Origin of the sequence: Microbacterium sp. MRS-1, assembly GCF_000585455.1 — a bacterium.
Classification (GTDB): Bacteria; Actinomycetota; Actinomycetes; order Actinomycetales; family Microbacteriaceae; genus Microbacterium; species Microbacterium laevaniformans.
Window position 1 is genome coordinate 13911 of sequence record NZ_JAUF01000033.1, and the last position, 17187, is coordinate 31097.

Sequence of the window (17187 nt, forward strand, 5' to 3'; positions counted from 1 at the left end):
GGGCTCAGGCGTACTGGGCGAGCCCCGCCTCGGCCCACGCCGCGGCTGCGTGACGCGCGGCATCCGGTCCGACGATCTCCAGATCTCCGCCGAGCTTCGCCGCGACACGCTTCAGGCTGCGGGCATCCCCCACGCGCACCCGTGCCGAGCGCACCGCGGCGCCGGCATCGGCCGGGTCGTCGATCACGACGTAGTCGGCCAGCAGGGGCGCAGCCGATGCCCGATAGCGGACGACGACTTCGACGTCGCGGGAGGCACCCTCGAACAACGCGGGAACGCTGTCGTCGCCGTGGGTGCTCACGATGTCGGTGAGATGCACATCGGAGACGCGATCGAGATGGAAGGTGCGCATCGCCTGACGCAGGTGGCACCACCCCTGCAGGTACCACTGACCACCGGCGAGGTGGACCTTGACCGGGTCGACCGTGCGGGTGGTGGGCGCGGCATCCGGAGCTTGGTAGGTGAAGGCCACGGCGACGCCGTCGCGCAGCGCGCGATCGACCGTCAGACGGACGTCGTCGACCTCGCCGGACGCGACGATGACATCGGCCGGCACGCCCGAAGCGCCACGCGCGAGCTTGGCGAGCAGCCCCTGGATCACGCCGCTGTCGCCGACGCCGGGCAGCGATGCCGCGACGCGGAGTCCGGCGAGCAGGGCCGCCGCCTCCGGTGCCGTCAGACGCGGGGTGCACTCGAGCCCGACGGTGTTGGTGATGACGATGAGATCCTGCTGATCGAGAAGATCCCAATCGATGTCGAACAGATCGTTCGCCATCTGCCAGAAGCCGCCGTCGCCGGGTAGCCCGATGACGGTCAGCTTCTCCACCATGGTCCGCATCTGCTCGACCGTGACGTCGAACTCCTCTGCCGCCTCGGTGAGCGAAACCTCGCCCTTCCCGATCAGGTAGGGCACCAGCTGGAGGATCAGGGCAGCGCGATCGGTGGCGAGAAGAGGCTTACGCCGCGCACTCATGATCGCTCCCCCGCGCCGGTGCCGTGCACACGTAGCGTGCGCTCCAAACGCGCGATCACCTGGTCGCGCAGTTCTCCCGGTTCGACCACGCGCACCTCCGGGCCGTACGAGGCCAGCTCGTCGGCGAAGATGTGGACGTCGACGTAGGGCACGCGGATTCCCTGGTCGGCGGGCGTCGCCCGGCGCGTGAGTCGCAGAGCGGCCTCGGTGCCCGGGGCGATCTCCAGCAGCGCCTGCTGACGGGCGGCGAGCTCCGCCAGTCCGGTCAGCGCACGCTCGCCGGCGCCCTCGCGCAGGGCGAGATCGAACGTCGTCCGCGTGATCGCGACATCCGACACGATCCGCGACAGCAGGAACGTGCGCACGTCACCCTGAATCAGATCGAACCCGTAGACGTGCCACCGCGCCTCGTACTCGATCAACGCGTAGGGCTGCACGCGACGCACGCGCGCACTCTCCTCTCCCGCCTTCAGATAGGAGAACTCGACGACGCGGCCCTGTTCGATCGCGCGCTGCATCGGCGCGAAGGCGGGCTCGCGCAGGTTCACGCGCGGCGAGTAGCCGATGATCGGCGCGTCGACGTCGATGCCCAACGCCCGGATCTTGCGCAGGCCGCTGCGCGCATCGGCCGACATCGAGCTCTCGCTCCACACACCGCCGGCGAGGTTCAGCACGGCGAGCTCGGCCGGCGTGAACTCGATGTCGGCGGGAAGCTCGTATTCTGCGGTGGGGATGCGGTACCGCGCCTCACGGAGATCGTCGGGGTCGGCGTAGTCGCCGATGGTCTCCACGGGGATGCCGAGCGAGCGGAGATTCTCCTTGTCGCGCTCGAACATCTTCTCCAGCGCGTCTTTGGAAGCCCCCGCGGAACCCTGCTCGCGGTAGCCGGCCACCGACGAGAGGATCGTGTCCTTCGTCAGCCCCTGCTCCGTCGCCATGAGTGCGACCACCAGGTTGACGAGGCGCTCCTCGGGCGCGCTGCGGCTGGTCTCGGTGGGCACCCGTCAATCTTAGGCGCCGCCTGTGGAGCGGCGGCGGTGCCGCGCGGGGTCAGGGGGCGGCGGGAGTGTCCACGCCCAGCACGTCGATGACGAACACGAGCGTCGAGCCCGCGGGGATCGATGAGGTGGTCTTGTCCCCATAGCCGAGGGACGGCGGGATCACCACGAGGATCTGCGACCCGACCGTCTGCCCCTTCAGAGCCTGCGCGAAGCCCGGCACGACGGCATCCAGCGTGACCGCCGTCGATGCCCCCTTATCCCACGTCGAGTCGAACACTTTACGATCGGCCCACGTGAGGCCCGTGTAGTTGATCCGGATCTGATCGCCGTCTCCGACGGCGGGGCCGTCGCCCTTCTTCAGCACCTCCACGGCGAGGTCGGACGGCGGCGCGGTGTCCGGGATGATGATGCCCGGCGTGCCGTTGGGAGCCAGCACGACGGAGGGCATCCCCCGTCGATCGTTGTACTGGGGCGTGCCGTCCGCCGCGGCGAGGTAGACCTTCTGCAGGTCGATCGCCACGACGATCGAGTCTGCGCCGGTGAGGCCCCACCCCTGCGCGGCCTCGGCCGACAGCGCGCTGGCCGGAACGGCGCCGAGGATGCGGGAGCCCTCGGTCGCGCAGGTCATCAGCTCGGCGAAGCCGGCGTACTGCTCACGCCACTTCGACAGCGGCGTCACCTGCGTGCCCGACGTCAGGATCTTCTGACCGGTCGACCCGCTCATGATCGTGATGGTGAACTGCACATCCTGCATGTCGGAGGTGACCCGCAGGCCGGAGCCGACGGTCTCGTCCACGGCGACCGTGTGATCGACGTAGACCGGAGCGCTCAAGGTCACGTTGGGGGCGCCCTCAGCCCCGGAGACGCTCACCGTGTTGAGCACACCCGAGCTGTCGGTGGGGCGGTCGCACGAGGCCGCCGATCCGGGCGTCGAAGCGCATCCGACGAGGGTCAGAGCAGACAGGCCGATGACGGCGAGGGCAGCAGGGATCCGGCGCACCGGATCAGTCTACGTCGTCCGGTGCACCGCGCCCGGCCGTGACGGCGTCGGCCGTCGCCTGCCGAGCGCCGTCCGCTGCGCGCTGTGCCTCGCGCACGCGCTTGCGGAGGTTCTTGTCGGTGATCTGACGGTCGCCGACGGCCCCGGGCGTCCAGAGTTCGACGTCCTCATCGGCATAACTGGGCTTCTTCAGTGCGCGCTTGCGCACGTCCGGGGGCATCGCGCCCGGTGCCAGGCGACGCGCCGTGATGAGAAACCCCGTGTGTGCGACCATCCGATGATCCGGTCGCACCGCGAGTCCCTCGACGTGCCATCCACGCACCATCGTCTCGGTCGCTTCGGGCTCGGTGAACAGACCGGTGGCGCGGATGTACTCCGCGACACGACTGAGTTGGGTCGCGGTGGCGATGTAGCAGAGCACCACACCCCCGGGCGTGAGAGCGTCGGCAACCGCGTCGATGCACTCCCACGGGGCCAGCATGTCCAGAACGACGCGATCCACGGATGCCGGGCCCACCGCACCGGGAAGCTCTTCCACGAGATCACCCACGACAACTTCCCAGCTGCCGGGCGTGTGCCCGAAGAAGGTCTCCACGTTGGCACGAGCCACCTCCGCGAACTCGTCACGGCGCTCGAAGGAGATCAGGCGCCCCGCCGGACCGATCGTGCGCAGCAGCCACATCGACAGCGCGCCCGAGCCCACACCCGCCTCGACCACCGTCGCGCCGGGGAAGATGTCGGCGGACGCCAGAATCTGCGCGGCATCCTTCGGGTACACGATGGCAGCACCGCGCGGCATCGACATCACGAAGTCGCGAAGCAGCGGCCGCAGTGCCAGGTACTCGTGACCACCGGAGTTGGTCACCACCGACCCGTCGGGCTGACCGAGCAGCTGTTCGTGTTTGAGCACGCCGTGGTGGGTGTGCAACTCGCCGCCCTCCCGCAGGGTGACGGTGTGCAGGCGGCACTTGGGTCCGGTCAGCTGCACGCGGTCGCCCAGGCGGAACGGGCCGCTCGGGCGCAGGTCGACGAGGGATGTCGGGGTGGTCACGCGTGCTCTCCTGTGCGGTGGGTCCGGTGCGCCGCGTGGACCGCGGCGATGTCCTCGGGCGTACGGCCTGCGAGTGTCGGCCACACGGTGTGGGCGCCCGTCCCGACGAGCGAGACCATCAGCGGCACCCCGATCGTCGTGACGCCCGCGGCGACGGCGGCGCGCACGCCCGTCGGCGAGTCCTCGATCGCGACGGCGTCGGCGGGGTCGATGCTGAGGGCACGGCACGCCTGCAGATATGCGTCCGGGAACGGCTTGGGACGCGTGACGTCGTCGCCCGCGACGATGATCTCGAACAGCTCGGGAAAGGGCGCGACGACCTGTGATGCCATCCGCCGCATCGACATCGTCACCAGCGCACAGCGGATGCCGGCGCCGCGCAGCGCGGTCAGCAGCTCGTGCGCCCCGGGACGCAGAGGGTTCCCCCGCTCCGAAAGCAGGCGCGTCACCTCTGCGGTGAGGTGGGCGATGATGTCGGCGACGGACATCCGCACGCCGGCCTCCTGGAGAATCGCCCCGGAGGTCTCGAGTCCCTGACCCACCAGAGTCAATGCCTGTTCGTGCGTCCAGGTGCCGCCAAAGCTCTCGACGAGGGCCGTCTCGGCCTCCATCCAGTAGGGCTCGGTGTCCACGAGGGTGCCGTCCATGTCCCAGAGAACGGCGGAGAGAAGGGCGGAGCTCATCGGTCCATGCTACCGACGCCCCTCGGCGCCGCTGTCGCGCGCGTGACGGCCGCCCTCGCGACGGCGTCGGCGCGTATCGTGGAGGAATCGATGACCGTGCGAGAGGGGCGGAGTGGACGAACTGGGTAACCGCGTGCTGATCGTGGCCTTCGACGGCTGGAATGATGCGGGTGAGGCCGCCTCCGCCGCCGCGGCGCACATCCGCGAGTCCGGCGCGTACCGGGAGGTCTTCGCCGTCGACCCGGAGCTGTACTTCGACTACCAGTACACCCGCCCGCAGATCACTCTCGACGCCGACGGCTCGCGCACGCTCACCTGGCCGGACGCCACACTGTGGCGACCGCTCCATCCCGCCGACGGCACACGCCTGTGGGTGCTGTCCGGGGTCGAGCCCGCGCGCGCCTGGCAGTCGTTCGCCGCCGAGCTCGTGGACGCCGCGCTCACGGAGGGCATCACCGGCATCGTCGCGCTGGGCTCGATGATGTCCGACGTTCCGCATACGCGACCGATCTCGGTGTTCGCCGGCAGCGAGAACGACACCCTCCGCGCCGCGCTCGGCCTCGAGAAGCCCACCTACGAGGGCCCGGCGGGCATCCTCAGCGTGCTCACTGCGGCTGCCGAGGCGGCCGGCATCCCGACGGCGGCGCTGTGGGCGAACGTTCCGCATTACGTCGCCGGCCATACCCCGTCACCGAAGGCCACGCTCGCGCTGCTGGACCGCGTCACCGATCTGACGGGCGCGGTCGTGGCGCGCGGGGAGCTCCCCGCTCAGGCACTGGCCTGGGAGGCATCGATCGACGCGGCCGCGGCCGACGACGAGGAGATGACCGAGTACATCCACCAGCTGGAGCAGACGCGCGACACGTGGGACTCGCCGGAGGCGTCCGGCGACGCCATCGCGCAGGAGTTCGAGCGGTACCTGCGCCGGGGCGGCGAGGGTCCCGGCAAACCTGGTCCGCCCGACCCTCGCCGCTCCTGATCAGTACGCCTGCAGCACGCCGAAGCTGAGCAGGATGATCAACAGGATGCCGAGCGCAAGCCGGTACAGCACGAACGGCAGGAAGCTGCCGCGCTTGAGGTAGCGCATCAGGAACGCGATCACCGCGAGGCCCACGCCGAACGCGACGACCGTGGCGACGCCCGTCTCGAACATGTTGTACACCTGGTCGCCCGGGTCTTTGATGGCCTGCACCAGCTCGTAGAGGCCGCTGCCGAACACGGCCGGCACCGCAAGCAGGAACGCGACCTCCGCCGCGGCCGGACGGGTGTAGCCCAGGGCCAGGCCCATCGTCGTCGTCGCACCGGAGCGCGAGACACCCGGGACGAGGGCGAGCATCTGGGCCAGGCCCAGAGCGAGGCCGTGCCCGTAGGTCAGGTCCTTCTCGGTGCGGGTGCGGCGCCCCAACGCGTCGGCGGCGCCGAGCAGGAGACCGAAGACGATGAGCACGATCGCGACCAGCCAGAGGTTGCGGAACGTGTTGCGGATGGACTCCTGGAACAGGTATCCGGCGATGCCGATCGGGATCGTGCCGATGATGACGATCCACCCCATGCGGGCGTCGGGGTCGTTGCGCGGCACGCGGCCGGTCAGCGACTTCGCCCACTGGGAGATGATCCGCACGATCTTGCCCCAGAAGTAGACGAGCACCGCGAGCTCGGTGCCGATCTGGGTGATGGCGGTGAAGGTCGCGCCGGGGTCTTCGGCGGACGGGAGGAACTCGCCCATGATGCGCAGGTGGGCACTGGAGGAGACGGGGAGGAACTCGGTGAGTCCCTGGACCAGGCCCAGGATGATCGCCTCGAACAGGTGCATGGGGGCCCTTTCAGTACGTGCGGATCAGATCGGTGAGCACGCGCTGCCCGAAGACCAACGCGTCGATGGGGACGCGTTCGTCCACACCGTGGAACATACCGGTGAAATCGAGATCCGTGGGAAGCCGCAGCGGCGCGAACCCGTATCCGGCGATGCCGAGCTCGGCGAGGGCCTTGTTGTCGGTGCCGCCGCCCATCAGGTAGGGCAGCACCGGAACCCCCGGATCGTGCCGCTCGAGCGCCCCGACCATCGCCTCCACGAGCTCTCCATGAAAGGGCACCTCGAGCCCGATGTCGCGATGCGAGATCTCGACCTCGATGTCGTCGCCCACGATGCGCTGGATCTCCGCGAGCACCCGCTCCTCCTGCCCCGGGAGCGTGCGCACGTCGATCGTCGCGACCGCGGCATCCGGGATGACGTTGTGCTTGTACCCCGCGACGAGACCCGTGGGGTTGGTCGTCGTGCGGAAGGTGGAACGCAGGAAACCGGATGCCGCGCCGGTCGCGTCTGCCACGGCATCCGGATCGGCGGGGTCGACGCCGCACAGGGCCGCGAGACCGTCGACGGTCTGGCGCGTGGTGGCGGTGAGCTCGAGCGGCCAGATCGACCGGCCGAGGGCGGCGACGGCCTCGGCCAGCCGCGTCACGGCGTTGTCCGGGTGGAAGCGGCTGCCGTGGCCGGCGGTGCCGCGAGCACGCAGCCGAAGCCACACGAGGGCCTTCTCCCCCACCTGCAGCAGATAGGCGCGCTGCTCGCCCACCGGGATCGAGTAGCCGCCGACCTCGCTGATGGCCTCCGTGGCGCCGTCGAACCAGTGCGGCCGATCCCGCACGACCAGCTGCGAGCCCTCCACCCCGCCGTTCTCCTCGTCGGCGAAGAACGTGAGGATCAGATCGCGCTCCGGCTGCTCCCCCGCTCTCAGGAGCTCGGCGACAGAGGTGAGGATCATCGCGTCCATGTCCTTCATGTCGACGGCACCGCGCCCCCACAGCATCCCGTCCCTGATCACGCCGCCGAACGGGTCGACGCTCCAGTCGTCAGCGACGGCGGGGACCACGTCGAGGTGGCCGTGCAGGACGAGGGCGGGCTTGTCGCGATTGCGTCCCGGCACCCGCACGCTGAGGTTGGTGCGGCGCGGGATGGGCTCGTAGTACTCGGGACGCAGGCCGAGCGCCTCCAGGTAGGCGCCCACGTACTCGGCGGCCTCTCGCTCCCCGTGCGCGCGCCCCTCGCCGAAGTTGGTGGTGTCGAAACGGATCAGGTCACGCGCGACGCGGGCGACCTCGGGGAGTTCGGAGGAGGGCATGCCTCCACGCTAGCGCTCCCGATGCCACGATCCGAGAGCGGAGGACACGTCTCTGGAGACAAAAGAAAAAGGCCCCTGACGGGACCTTTCTCCTTCTGTGCGCGAGGGGGGACTTGAACTATTCTGTTCCCCCTCGCACATGAAATCACGATCCCACGTTCTGCCGCATGATTCCGCCACTTGTGCGTGGTCAGCCTGTGGATAACTACATCGCGATTCATGACCCAGCACAGTCGGTAGCACATGAGGTAGCACATGAAAGACCCACAATGAAGATGCGCCCAGGAGTGCTTCACAAGGATGGGACTCGCGTCTGCACGAGGGGCGTATTCGTTCTGGACCACACGCTCAGGTGTGGGTGAGCACAGTCCGGGCGATGAGATCGGCGGCGCGTTCGGGGAAGGGCCAGACGCAGCTCACGTTGATCTCGCACAGGATGTATGTGTCGGTGCCGTACGGGGTTTGCGGGCCGTAAAGGAAGTCGGCGTCCCAGATCACGGGGAGCGCATCGCGGTCCAGCCTGAGCACGTCTTGCATCGACGGTATCCATGAGTCGAGTTGCTTGCGCAGGTGCCGATACGCGGGCGTATCGGGGCCCTCCATACCGCGCCGCGCCGGGGTCTCGACACGCTCGGTTGCCAGGAGCGCAGTCGGCCACTGGTGCTGGAAGCCGACGAGATGGTCCTGGACGAAGTAGGCGCGAATCATGCCGTCGCCGAGGCGTTCCTGGAATGGTTGATCCACCAGGAATCCGTCACCGGCGACGTAGCACGCGCAGCCGTCCAAGAAATCGGTCAGGCTCACATACTGGGCATCATTCGCCCGGGCGGAGGCGTGCTGCACACGCACGCGCGCGGCCGATGCGCGCGCGGGTTCCTCAGAGCGTTCAAGCTGGACCTTCCAGACACCCTCTCCACCGGTGCCGCGGGCTTGCTTGAGCACGAGAGCGCCACGCTCGACCAGGCGCGCCGGGAACCGTTCGGCGAGATCGTTCGCATTGTCGTAGCGTTCGATGTCTTCACCCCAGCCGACGTTGCGCGTGGCATAGAGCACATCTTTGGTGCCCATGCGGGTGATCACGTCGGGATGAGCGGAGACCCATACGCCTTCTTCGGCGACTTCTCGCAGTAGCGCGTCGAGTCGAGAACGATCTCGTCCGTCTTGGATGGGGTTAACCCAAATGAGGACTGCATCCAGAGCGAGCACCTGCGCGCGAACCTCGGCGACATGCTCGTCGTCGTAGATGACGTGTTCTACTGCGACCCGAAGACGCGCGAAGGCATCGACGAGCGGTGCCAGTCGCTCCTGCGCTCGCGCCGTGACCTGCCCAGATGCGCGATCGCCACGAGTGAGCAGGCCGATCCGAGGGTGCGCAACCGCGTCGATCATGGCCGCTCCTTCCAAAGTGAACACATTCTCCAATGTAACCACGGTTTCAACTATCTCGCGTACTGTGGTGACATGAGCAGAAGAGATGCCGTATCTGGGCGCGTGAAAGTGCCACAAACGGACACAGCGTTCTGGGCGTTGAAGCTGCTCACGACCTGCATCGGAGAGACGACTGCCGACTACCTCAGCGAGCACGACCTCGGGATCGGGATCGCCATTGGTGCCATCGCCCTGGTCCTATCACTGTGGTGGCAGTTCCGCTCAGACAGATACCGCCCGGTGCGGTATTGGCTGGCAGTGCTGATGGTCGCGGTCGTGGGCACGGCGCTTGCGGACGGCCCGCGCTTCATCCTCGGCATCCCGTTCTTCGTGAACGCCATCGTGTTCGCCGCGGTGCTGGTCGGTCTCTTCGTCTGGTGGTATGCAGCGGAGGGCACGCTGTCGATCCACAGCATTGTGACGCGACGACGGGAGGCGTTCTACTGGGCAGTGGTGATGGTGACCTTCGGTCTGGGTACCGCCCTCGGCGACGCGCTGGCCACCGATGTCGGGCTCGGCTATTTCGCCTCGATCTTCGTCTACGGCGCACTGTTTGCGATCCCCTTGGTGGCGCGACGGCTGGGCGCGAGTGCCGTGGCATGTTTCTGGTGCAGCTACACGATGACTCGTCCGACCGGTGCGAGCGTGTCCGATTGGCTCTCGTTCGGTCCCGCCCGCGGAGGTCTTGGTCTGGGGACGGGGCTGGTGAGCCTCATCGGGCTGTCGCTGTTCGCGCTCTTGCTGGCGTGGGCGGTGCTGCGGGAGCGCGCCCGGGCGTGAGATCGATCAAGAAGCATCTCCCATGCCTGGTCCGTGCCCGGCGTGACGTGGTGTGGGCATCAGTGGCGGGCGTACCCGGCGATCAGGAACTCGTGCAGCCGGTTCGCCGCCGCGGTGAGCGGGGCAGGGCTGGAAGCCAGAGCAATTCCGCGTGCGAATCTTTCCGAACCCGTCAGGGGTATGTGAGTGAGGCCGGGATAGTCGCGTTGCGCTCTGGGCAGGAGTGCGACGCCGAGGTTTCGGGCGATGAGTTCGCGCATCGTGTCGAACTCGGTGATCTCCAGCAGGACGCGCGGCGCGAAGCCCGCCCCCTGGCACCAGGCCTCAGTGAGGGCGCGCAGATGGTAGCTGGCCGGGTTCGCAATGAACGTCGCTTCCCGCAGTTCGCTCAGTTTGATCCGAGCCCGACCCGCGAGGGAGTGCTGCTCGGCGAGCGCGACGACGATCGGCTGGGCGGCGAGGATGACGTGATCCAGGTCGTCGGGCGGCGGGATCGTGATCGCCAGGTCCAGGCGGCCCGCGTGCAAGTCCTCAAACAGCTCCGCCCCGTGCGCCTGCTTCAGCAGCAGTCGGATGCCGGGATGGACGCGATGGAACTCGGTGAGCAGATCGGGCACGCGCCCGGTCCCCATCGTGAGCGGGAAGCCGAACCGGATCGTGCCGTGATCCGGGTCAGCCGCGCCGGTGACCGCTTCCAATGCCGTCTCCAACAACCGCAGCGGCGTGCGCACACGCGCAGCGAGATCACGCGCCGCAGGCGTCAATCGCACCTGCCGCCCATCCCGAACCAGGAGCGGTACCCCGAGCTCCTCTTCGAGCGCATGCAGACGCCTGCTCATCGACGACTGAGGAATCCGCAGCACCGCCGCGGCCTGCGTCACGTGCCCGTCCTGCGCGTCCAGCTCCACGAGCGCGCGAAGCTGCGGCGCGAACCGCCCCACCCATTCATCCATACACGGATCATAACAACCCGATCATTCATTAGACGGAACGAATGTGAATGGCAAAACTGGAATCACAACGACAGGACATTACAGAGAAGGAGCCGATCGTGAAGACACGGAAGCCGACGCCGAAAGCACGCATCGCGGATGCGGATGTGGTGCTGATCGGGGGCGGGATCATGTCGGCCACGCTCGGGTCGATGCTGTCGGTCCTGCAGCCCGAGTGGCGGATCGTGATGATCGAGAAGACCGACGCACTCGCGACCGAGAGCAGCGGCCCATGGAACAACGCAGGCACGGGCCACTCAGGGTCACGGGCCACTCAGGGTACTGCGAGCTGAACTACATGCCCGACCCGGACAACGGTGCGAAGCCCGCGAGCATCGCCTCCCAGTTCCATCTCACGCGCCAGTGGTGGGCGCATCTGGCCCGTGAGGGCAGGATTGAACCGGCGAAGTTCATCCATTCCAGCCCCCACATGGACGTCGTCTTCGGCGACCGCGATGTCGACTACCTGCGCCGTCGTCACCAGACACTTTCCCGCGATCCGCTGTTCGCGGAGATGCAGTACAGCGAAGATCCCGCGCAGATCGCCCAGTGGGCACCGCTCGCGGTCCAGGGCCGGGCAACGGGCGAGCGGATCGCGGCGACCCGGCACGTGCGCGGCACCGACGTGGACTTCGGGGAACTCACCCGCCAGCTCACGAACATCATCACCGAGCACGGCGGTGAGGCGCTCACCGGGCGCGAAGTCGGTACGCTCTCCCGCGCGAGCGACGGATGGGTGATCACGGGTCACGACCATGCCGGTGCCGGGTTCACGCTTCGGACGAAGCGGGTGTTCGTGGGTGCGGGCGGGTTCGCGCTGCGCCTACTCCAGCACGCGAAGCTGCCCGAGGTGCGCGGCTACGCCGTCCTGCCCGTCGGCGCCGCGTTCTACCGCACGGACAACCCGCAGGTGACCTCCCAGCACGACGGGAAGATGTACGGGCAGGCCGAGATCGGGGCTCCGCCGATGTCGGTGCCGCACCTGGACAAGCGTTACGTCGACGGCAAGGAATACCTGCTGTTCGGCCCGTACGCGACGTTCAGCACCAAGCTGCTCAAGCACGGCAAACTCTCCGATTTCTTCACCACGCTGCGCTGGCACAACCTGCACGTCATCGCCGCGGCGGGCCTGCAGAACCTCTCCCTGGTGCGCTACCTCATCGGACAGCTCGCCGCAAGCCCGGAGAAGAAGTTCGCCCAGCTGCGCCGCTTCTTCCCGAAAGCCGACCTAGCAGATTGGGAACTGCTCGAAGCCGGGCAGCGTGCCCAGCTCGTCAAGCCCGACCGCCGCAGGATCGGCGTGCTCCAGCAGGGCACCGAGCTCGTCATCAGCGCGGACACCACCGTGTCCGGTCTCCTGGGCGCATCGCCCGGGGCATCCACGGCCGTGCCGATCATGCTCGACTTGCTCCAGCGTGGTTTCCCCGAGCAGTGGGATGCCTGGCGGAGCGTCCTCGCCGACGCGATCCCCGGCATGACCACGACGACCTGGGATGCGGCGACCGTCGCCGAAAGCACCGCGCGAACCGCCGACGCTCTCCATCTCGACTGAACGCTGCACAGCGCGAGCAATCCCGCTGGCCCGAACCCTTCCTGAGGAATATCCGCTCATGACCATTCCCGGTCTTCTCCGCCGCAGCGACACCACCCTGCGCAGCTCGGCCCGGCTCGCGATCGCCACCCTCATCGTCGGTATCGCCTCCGGGCTCGCCGGTGTCCTCGTCGCGACGCTTCTGCACCTGATCCAGACCTTCGCCTTCGGGTTCTCCTGGGGAAGCGAACTCGAAGCCGCCGACAACCCCTCGGCATGGGGGCGGGTCATCAGCATCACCGCCGTCGGCGTCGTGGCCGCGTTCGCCTGGTGGGCGCTCCGTCGATGGGGCAAGCCCGTCGTCAGCGTCGAGAAGGCCGCGGACGGTGCACGGATGCCGGCCCTCGTCACCCCGCTGAACTCGGCCATCCAGGTGATCGCGGTCGGGTTCGGCGCGTCGATCGGCAAGGAGGCCGCGCCGCGCGAGGCAGGGGCCTGGCTGTCACAGCTGATCGCCCGATGGGCGAGCCTCTCGGCGAGGCAGACGCGCATCCTCATCGCCTGCGGTGCCGGGTCCGCCCTGGCGGCGGTCTACAACGTGCCCCTGGGCGGCGCGCTGTTCGCGGTCGAGATCCTGCTGGGCGAGATCACGATCGCCACGGCGGTGCCCGCCCTCATGACGAGCGCGATCGCAACATTCGTCGCCCGCATCGCCGTGTCGCAGGAGCCGCTCTACCCGGCGCCCCACGCCGTCATGTCGACGTCGTTGCTCGTCTGGTCGCTGATCGCGGGCCCCCTCCTCGGGTTCGCGAGCGTGGGGTTCCTCGGGCTCGCCGACCGCGCGAAGAAGATCGCCCCGAAGGGCGCGAAGATCCTCATCGTCATGCCGGTGATCTTCTGCCTCGTCGGCATCGTCTCGATCTGGTTCCCCGAGGTCCTCGGCAACGGACGCGCCGTCGGCCTCGCCGTCATGAACACCGACATCCCAGGCACCGCCTCGGCGGCGCTGATGCCCCTGGCGCTCCTGCTCGTCTTCGCCGTGCTGAAGACGGCCACCACGGTCGGCACGATGGGCGCGGGCGCGGTCGGCGGCACGCTTCAGCCCTCGATCGCGCTCGGCTCCTCGCTCGGTGCGCTGCTCGGCGGCACCTGGTCGCTGTTCTGGCCCGGGTCCAACACCGTCGCGTTCGCGATCGTCGGCGCGGCGGCCGTCCTCGCCGTCACGATGCGCGCCCCGTTCACCGGACTCGTGCTGGTCGTCGAATTCACGGGACAAGGCCCCGCGGTCCTAATCCCCATGCTCGTAGCCGTGGCCGGATCAGTCGCCGTCGATCGCATGCTGCGCCAGCGTGCACTCAAGCGGGAGTGATTCGCCCCAGCAATGATCGACGATAGTACTCGTAGAGACCGTCGAACAGCATCGACGCCGCAGCCACCGTCTCGGCATCCGTCGTCGTCATCGACAGCCCCCGAAGCACCACGTCCAGCCCTGCCGCTTCGGGGGCATCGAACGTATCGTCTTCCAGGTCGGCCTCGTGAACGATCTCACCGATCCGCCACAGCACCGGATCGGTCAGCTCATACCGGCGCAGAATCGTCTCGAACGTGCAGTCGTGCCCGTGATGCCCCAGCTCAACGCCGCGCATATCGAACGGGGTCGCATCGCCCGGCACGTCCTCCGGATCGCTGACGAATACGAACTCGGCTTCTGGATCGACGAAGCGTCGAATCAGCCAGGCCGAGGACGCACGGTCGATGTGCACACTCTGACGAGTCGCCCACCTCATCGCACGCGCTCCTGCACCAGGCCCGCCCGCACCGCGAGACGCTGAGCGGCACGACGAGCCTGCTCGCGCTCCACGGGAGGGAAGAAGTCCCGTCGCTCCACCTCACGCAGCTCGCGCCGCAACGACCGGACCTCACGCACAGGCACGTCGTTCGCCGTTTCCAGCTCGACCGCCCGAGCGATCAACGCCGCATACTCGGCCGTGCGCGCTTGGACAAGCTCACCGATCAGGTCACGCTCCTGCCGGGCACTCGTCGCTGCCGCCACCCACAACGTCGCCGATCCCTCAGCCTCGTGCACCTGCTCAGCCACCCATTCGAGCTGTTCCTGCGTCCGCGCGTCCCGAGGTAGCGCGACAAGCCCGTCGCCGAGCTGCGCCACGCCCAGACGCTTCAATCGTCTCCAGACCGCGATTCTCGGCGTCGATGGCTCCCTCGGTATGCGATACGAGAGCAGCACCCACTCACACCCACTTGAAGAAACCATGGTTTCATCCTCCGATGCTGCCGCTTCCCGGTCAACTCGACATTGCCTGTGGCGACCAGACAGCGCATCATTCGGGGAGTCGTCGGATCACTGGGGTCGCCTCATCGCGGCGAGGGTACGGATCGACATCTCATCCATGTTCGGCAGATGCCGCTTCACCGCCGCCTCCGCGTCGGCTGCGATCCGGTTCGCCTCCGCCAGCGACACGTCGGGGATGCGGAGGGTGGCCTCGCCGTAGAGACGGTGACCGATCCACCGCAGCCGCACCTGTTCGATGCCCTGCACTTCGGGCACATGCCCGAGCGCATGCTCGACACGGTCGAGGAGTTCGGGCTCGATGCCGTCCATGAGACGCCGCCCGACGGAGCGGACCGTACCGATGAGCAGCACGGCGATCATCAGCGAGATGAGCAGACCGATGATCGGGTCCGCGAGCGGAAACCCGAGCAGCACGCCTATGCCGCCGACCACGACGGCGAGGGACGTGAATCCGTCGGTGCGGGCGTGCACGCCGTCGGCCACGAGCGCGGCCGAGCCGATCTTCTGCCCGACACGGATGCGGTAGATCGCGACGGCCTCGTTGCCGAGGAACCCGACGATACCGGCCGCGATGACCCAGCCGATGTTCTCGATCGGCCGCGGATGAATCATCCGGTCGATCGCCTCCCACGCCGCCACGACCGCCGACAACACGATCATCGCCACGATGAACAGGCCCGCAAGGTCCTCGGCACGGTTGAACCCGTACGTGTACTTCCGAGTCGTCGCCCGCCGGGACAGCACGAACGCGATCCATAGCGGCACCGCCGTCAACGCGTCGGAGAAGTTGTGGATCGTGTCCGCCAGGAGAGCGACCGAGCCGGAGAACGCGAAGATGACACCCTGCAAGATCGCGGTGACGAGCATCAGCACGAGACTGATCTTCAGTGCCCGGACGCCCGAGGCATTCGCCTCCAGTGCGTCATCGATCGAGTCGGAGGCATCGTGCGAGTGGGGCACGAAAATGCCGTAGAGGAACCCTTTGAATCCGGTCGGGTGAGAATGCCCGTGCTCACCGTGATCATGCGAGTGACCGTGACCGCCGTGCTCATGCGGGGCGGGGTGATCGTGGTCGTGCTGCGCTCCGGCGTGACTGTCGTCGTGCGGTTGAGCATGATCGTGGGCGGTCATGCGGGGTCCTTCTCGCCGTGGTGGTGCCGGGGTGAATCAGAGAGCGTGTGCTCGGCCTGGAAGATCGCGTCCAACACGAGTTGCGAGGCGTGCTCGTTCTCGAGCCGGTAGAACACCCGCTGCCCGTCCTGCCGCGTCGCAACAATGCGCGCCATCCGCAGCTTCGCCAGATGCTGAGACACCCCAGCCGGAGACTTTCCAACGAGTTCCGCGAGCGTGTTCACCGGCAACTCCTCGTGACGGCGCAGCGCGAGAATGATCCGCACCCGGGTCGCGTCCGCGAGCATGCTGAACACTTCGACCGCGAGCTCGACGTACTCCGATTCCGGGTCCAGCCCACACATCCGCTTATCTGCATCCATACGCAGATACTAACGCAAGACGAGCTCGATGAACGCTTCTCTTCTGAATGGACGTATGTTACTGTAGTAAATACACCAGTTTCTATTCTAGAAACATTCGAAGGTAGGCGACATGCATGGCGGCGTCATCCCGTTCCGGGGCACCGGAGCCGATGCGCTGCGCTATGTCGAGTCCGACCGCTCCCGTGCCGACGACTACTACCTCGGCGACGCCACCGGGATCAGCTACACCACCCTCGACGCGAGCGGCGAAGCGATGAACCGTCGGGTGCTCGATTCTGCTGAGTATGCGGGCTGGGTGGACTGGATCAACCCGGACACGGGCGAGAAGATGGGCACGCCCAGGAAGGCGGGCGACGTTCGGCGAGGGTCGCCCCGGTTCGCGGAGATGGTGATCAACGCGCCGAAATCGCTTTCGGTCGCGGCGGCTCTCCATCCCGAGGTGTCCGAAGCGCTCGATGCGGCGCAGCAGGACGCACTGTCGGAGATTCAGCGGTGGCTCGGTCAGCATTCCGTGACGCGGGTCGGCCCGCGCGGGAAGCAGGAGATCGTGCCGGTCGAGCACATGCAGGTCGTCGGGATCACCCATCGCACCTCGCGCGCGGGTGACCCGCATCGACACATTCATATGCAGGTCGGCGCTCGGGTGTGGGCGGCGGGCAGGTGGCGGGCGCTGGATACGGCCGCGTTGTTCAAGCAGCAGGGCGCGATCCGTGCGCTCGGTACGGCCGTGATCGCCGCCAGTCCCGAGCTGGCGGCGGTCACTCGTCAAGATGGGTAGTGGCGGGATCGTCCCGCTGGTTCATCCTCACCGTCGGGAGAGGA

At 67.7% G+C, this 17187-nt stretch carries 19 protein-coding genes; 6 read left to right on the top strand and 13 right to left on the bottom strand.

All coding sequences use genetic code 11. The features are described from left to right. Window positions 1–4: 4 nt before the first annotated feature. The 5 genes from AS96_RS07485 to AS96_RS07505 are packed head-to-tail and all read right to left on the bottom strand — an operon-like array spanning window position 5 to window position 4708. Complete coding sequence (locus tag AS96_RS07485) at window positions 5–973, bottom strand: helix-turn-helix transcriptional regulator (RefSeq protein ID WP_036287761.1); 969 nt, start codon at window positions 971–973, stop codon at window positions 5–7. After that, window positions 970–1974, bottom strand: a complete 1005-nt coding sequence (locus AS96_RS07490; RefSeq protein WP_036287763.1) for a helix-turn-helix transcriptional regulator — start codon at window positions 1972–1974, stop codon at window positions 970–972. Before AS96_RS07490 ends, AS96_RS07485 begins: the two co-directional genes overlap by 4 nt. A 49-nt stretch (window positions 1975–2023) precedes the next feature. Next, window positions 2024–2974, bottom strand: a complete 951-nt coding sequence (locus AS96_RS07495) for an FKBP-type peptidyl-prolyl cis-trans isomerase (protein WP_036287765.1) — start codon at window positions 2972–2974, stop codon at window positions 2024–2026. Window positions 2975–2978: 4 nt separating this feature from the next. Then, window positions 2979–4025: a tRNA (adenine-N1)-methyltransferase gene (locus tag AS96_RS07500; RefSeq protein ID WP_036287766.1), complete on the bottom strand. Its 1047-nt coding sequence runs from the start codon at window positions 4023–4025 to the stop codon at window positions 2979–2981. Continuing rightward, the gene (locus AS96_RS07505) at window positions 4022–4708 is read right to left on the bottom strand and encodes an HAD family hydrolase (RefSeq protein ID WP_036287768.1); all 687 of its coding nucleotides are present in this window, start codon (window positions 4706–4708) and stop codon (window positions 4022–4024) included. Before AS96_RS07505 ends, AS96_RS07500 begins: the two co-directional genes overlap by 4 nt. A gap of 112 nt (window positions 4709–4820) precedes the next feature. Here AS96_RS07505 and AS96_RS07510 point away from each other — a divergent pair, with 112 nt between their 5' ends. Further along, window positions 4821–5687, top strand: coding sequence for a PAC2 family protein (locus tag AS96_RS07510; RefSeq protein ID WP_036287771.1), 867 nt, complete (start codon window positions 4821–4823; stop codon window positions 5685–5687). Here the strand turns inward: AS96_RS07510 and AS96_RS07515 are convergent, their stop codons facing one another. From AS96_RS07515 to AS96_RS07525, 3 genes are all read right to left on the bottom strand, one after another. After that, window positions 5688–6521 (bottom strand): undecaprenyl-diphosphate phosphatase, encoded by an 834-nt coding sequence (locus AS96_RS07515; RefSeq protein WP_036287774.1) that lies wholly within the window; start codon window positions 6519–6521, stop codon window positions 5688–5690. A 10-nt stretch (window positions 6522–6531) separates the two neighbouring features. After that, a complete protein-coding gene (locus AS96_RS07520) occupies window positions 6532–7827 on the bottom strand; it encodes a M20/M25/M40 family metallo-hydrolase (RefSeq protein ID WP_036287776.1) in 1296 nt (431 codons plus the stop codon). Between the two features lie 348 nt (window positions 7828–8175). Then, window positions 8176–9216 carry a Cj0069 family protein gene (locus tag AS96_RS07525; RefSeq protein WP_036287780.1) on the bottom strand — a complete coding sequence of 347 codons (1041 nt, stop codon included), beginning with the start codon at window positions 9214–9216 and terminating at the stop codon, window positions 8176–8178. Here AS96_RS07525 and AS96_RS07530 point away from each other — a divergent pair. Next, window positions 9196–10035 carry a COG4705 family protein gene (locus tag AS96_RS07530; protein ID WP_155947536.1) on the top strand — a complete coding sequence of 280 codons (840 nt, stop codon included), beginning with the start codon at window positions 9196–9198 and terminating at the stop codon, window positions 10033–10035. The two genes, AS96_RS07525 and AS96_RS07530, sit on opposite strands and share 21 nt — an antisense overlap. A 59-nt stretch (window positions 10036–10094) precedes the next feature. Here AS96_RS07530 and AS96_RS07535 read toward each other — a convergent pair whose 3' ends face one another. Continuing rightward, window positions 10095–10988, bottom strand: coding sequence for a LysR family transcriptional regulator (locus AS96_RS07535; protein ID WP_036287784.1), 894 nt, complete (start codon window positions 10986–10988; stop codon window positions 10095–10097). 98 nt (window positions 10989–11086) lie between these two features. Between AS96_RS07535 and AS96_RS15910 the strand changes: the two genes are divergently transcribed. Genes AS96_RS15910 through AS96_RS07545 form a run of 3 tightly spaced genes read left to right on the top strand, consistent with a single transcriptional unit; the run spans window position 11087 to window position 13927 of the window. Further along, window positions 11087–11320 carry a malate:quinone oxidoreductase gene (locus tag AS96_RS15910; protein ID WP_269319603.1) on the top strand — a complete coding sequence of 78 codons (234 nt, stop codon included), beginning with the start codon at window positions 11087–11089 and terminating at the stop codon, window positions 11318–11320. 5 nt (window positions 11321–11325) lie between these two features. Then, on the top strand, window positions 11326–12579 hold the full coding sequence (locus AS96_RS07540) for a malate:quinone oxidoreductase (protein WP_269319604.1): 1254 nt from the start codon (window positions 11326–11328) through the stop codon (window positions 12577–12579). A gap of 58 nt (window positions 12580–12637) precedes the next feature. Beyond that, window positions 12638–13927: a chloride channel protein gene (locus AS96_RS07545; RefSeq protein WP_051498789.1), complete on the top strand. Its 1290-nt coding sequence runs from the start codon at window positions 12638–12640 to the stop codon at window positions 13925–13927. Here the strand turns inward: AS96_RS07545 and AS96_RS07550 are convergent. The 4 genes from AS96_RS07550 to AS96_RS07565 form a co-directional block, all read right to left on the bottom strand. After that, the gene (locus AS96_RS07550) at window positions 13914–14345 is read right to left on the bottom strand and encodes a chromate resistance protein ChrB domain-containing protein (protein WP_036287786.1); all 432 of its coding nucleotides are present in this window, start codon (window positions 14343–14345) and stop codon (window positions 13914–13916) included. The two genes, AS96_RS07545 and AS96_RS07550, sit on opposite strands and share 14 nt — an antisense overlap. Beyond that, window positions 14342–14830, bottom strand: coding sequence for a Chromate resistance protein ChrB (locus tag AS96_RS07555; protein WP_036287788.1), 489 nt, complete (start codon window positions 14828–14830; stop codon window positions 14342–14344). The genes AS96_RS07550 and AS96_RS07555 overlap by 4 nt, the downstream gene beginning before the upstream one ends. An 87-nt stretch (window positions 14831–14917) precedes the next feature. Further along, window positions 14918–15835 carry a cation diffusion facilitator family transporter gene (locus AS96_RS07560; protein ID WP_051498791.1) on the bottom strand — a complete coding sequence of 306 codons (918 nt, stop codon included), beginning with the start codon at window positions 15833–15835 and terminating at the stop codon, window positions 14918–14920. 161 nt (window positions 15836–15996) lie between these two features. Continuing rightward, window positions 15997–16362, bottom strand: coding sequence for an ArsR/SmtB family transcription factor (locus AS96_RS07565; protein WP_051498790.1), 366 nt, complete (start codon window positions 16360–16362; stop codon window positions 15997–15999). 112 nt (window positions 16363–16474) lie between these two features. Here AS96_RS07565 and mobF point away from each other — a divergent pair, with 112 nt between their 5' ends. After that, window positions 16475–17143: a MobF family relaxase gene (gene mobF / locus AS96_RS07570; protein ID WP_036287792.1), complete on the top strand. Its 669-nt coding sequence runs from the start codon at window positions 16475–16477 to the stop codon at window positions 17141–17143. Window positions 17144–17187: the final 44 nt, after the last annotated feature.

Bases quoted from the DNA above. Each gene is read 5' to 3' on its own strand.
- AS96_RS07485 (WP_036287761.1), bottom strand. From the start codon at position 973: ATGAGTGCGCGGCGTAAGCCTCTTCTCGCCACCGATCGCGCTGCCCTG.
- AS96_RS07505 (WP_036287768.1), bottom strand. From the start codon at position 4,708: ATGAGCTCCGCCCTTCTCTCCGCCGTTCTCTGGGACATGGACGGCACC.
- AS96_RS07515 (WP_036287774.1), bottom strand. From the start codon at position 6,521: ATGCACCTGTTCGAGGCGATCATCCTGGGCCTGGTCCAGGGACTCACC.
- AS96_RS07520 (WP_036287776.1), bottom strand. From the start codon at position 7,827: ATGCCCTCCTCCGAACTCCCCGAGGTCGCCCGCGTCGCGCGTGACCTG.
- AS96_RS07525 (WP_036287780.1), bottom strand. From the start codon at position 9,216: ATGATCGACGCGGTTGCGCACCCTCGGATCGGCCTGCTCACTCGTGGC.
- AS96_RS07535 (WP_036287784.1), bottom strand. From the start codon at position 10,988: ATGGATGAATGGGTGGGGCGGTTCGCGCCGCAGCTTCGCGCGCTCGTG.
- AS96_RS07540 (WP_269319604.1), top strand. From the start codon at position 11,326: ATGCCCGACCCGGACAACGGTGCGAAGCCCGCGAGCATCGCCTCCCAG.
- AS96_RS07545 (WP_051498789.1), top strand. From the start codon at position 12,638: ATGACCATTCCCGGTCTTCTCCGCCGCAGCGACACCACCCTGCGCAGC.
- AS96_RS07550 (WP_036287786.1), bottom strand. From the start codon at position 14,345: ATGAGGTGGGCGACTCGTCAGAGTGTGCACATCGACCGTGCGTCCTCG.
- AS96_RS07555 (WP_036287788.1), bottom strand. From the start codon at position 14,830: ATGGTTTCTTCAAGTGGGTGTGAGTGGGTGCTGCTCTCGTATCGCATA.
- AS96_RS07565 (WP_051498790.1), bottom strand. From the start codon at position 16,362: ATGGATGCAGATAAGCGGATGTGTGGGCTGGACCCGGAATCGGAGTAC.
- mobF (WP_036287792.1), top strand. From the start codon at position 16,475: ATGCATGGCGGCGTCATCCCGTTCCGGGGCACCGGAGCCGATGCGCTG.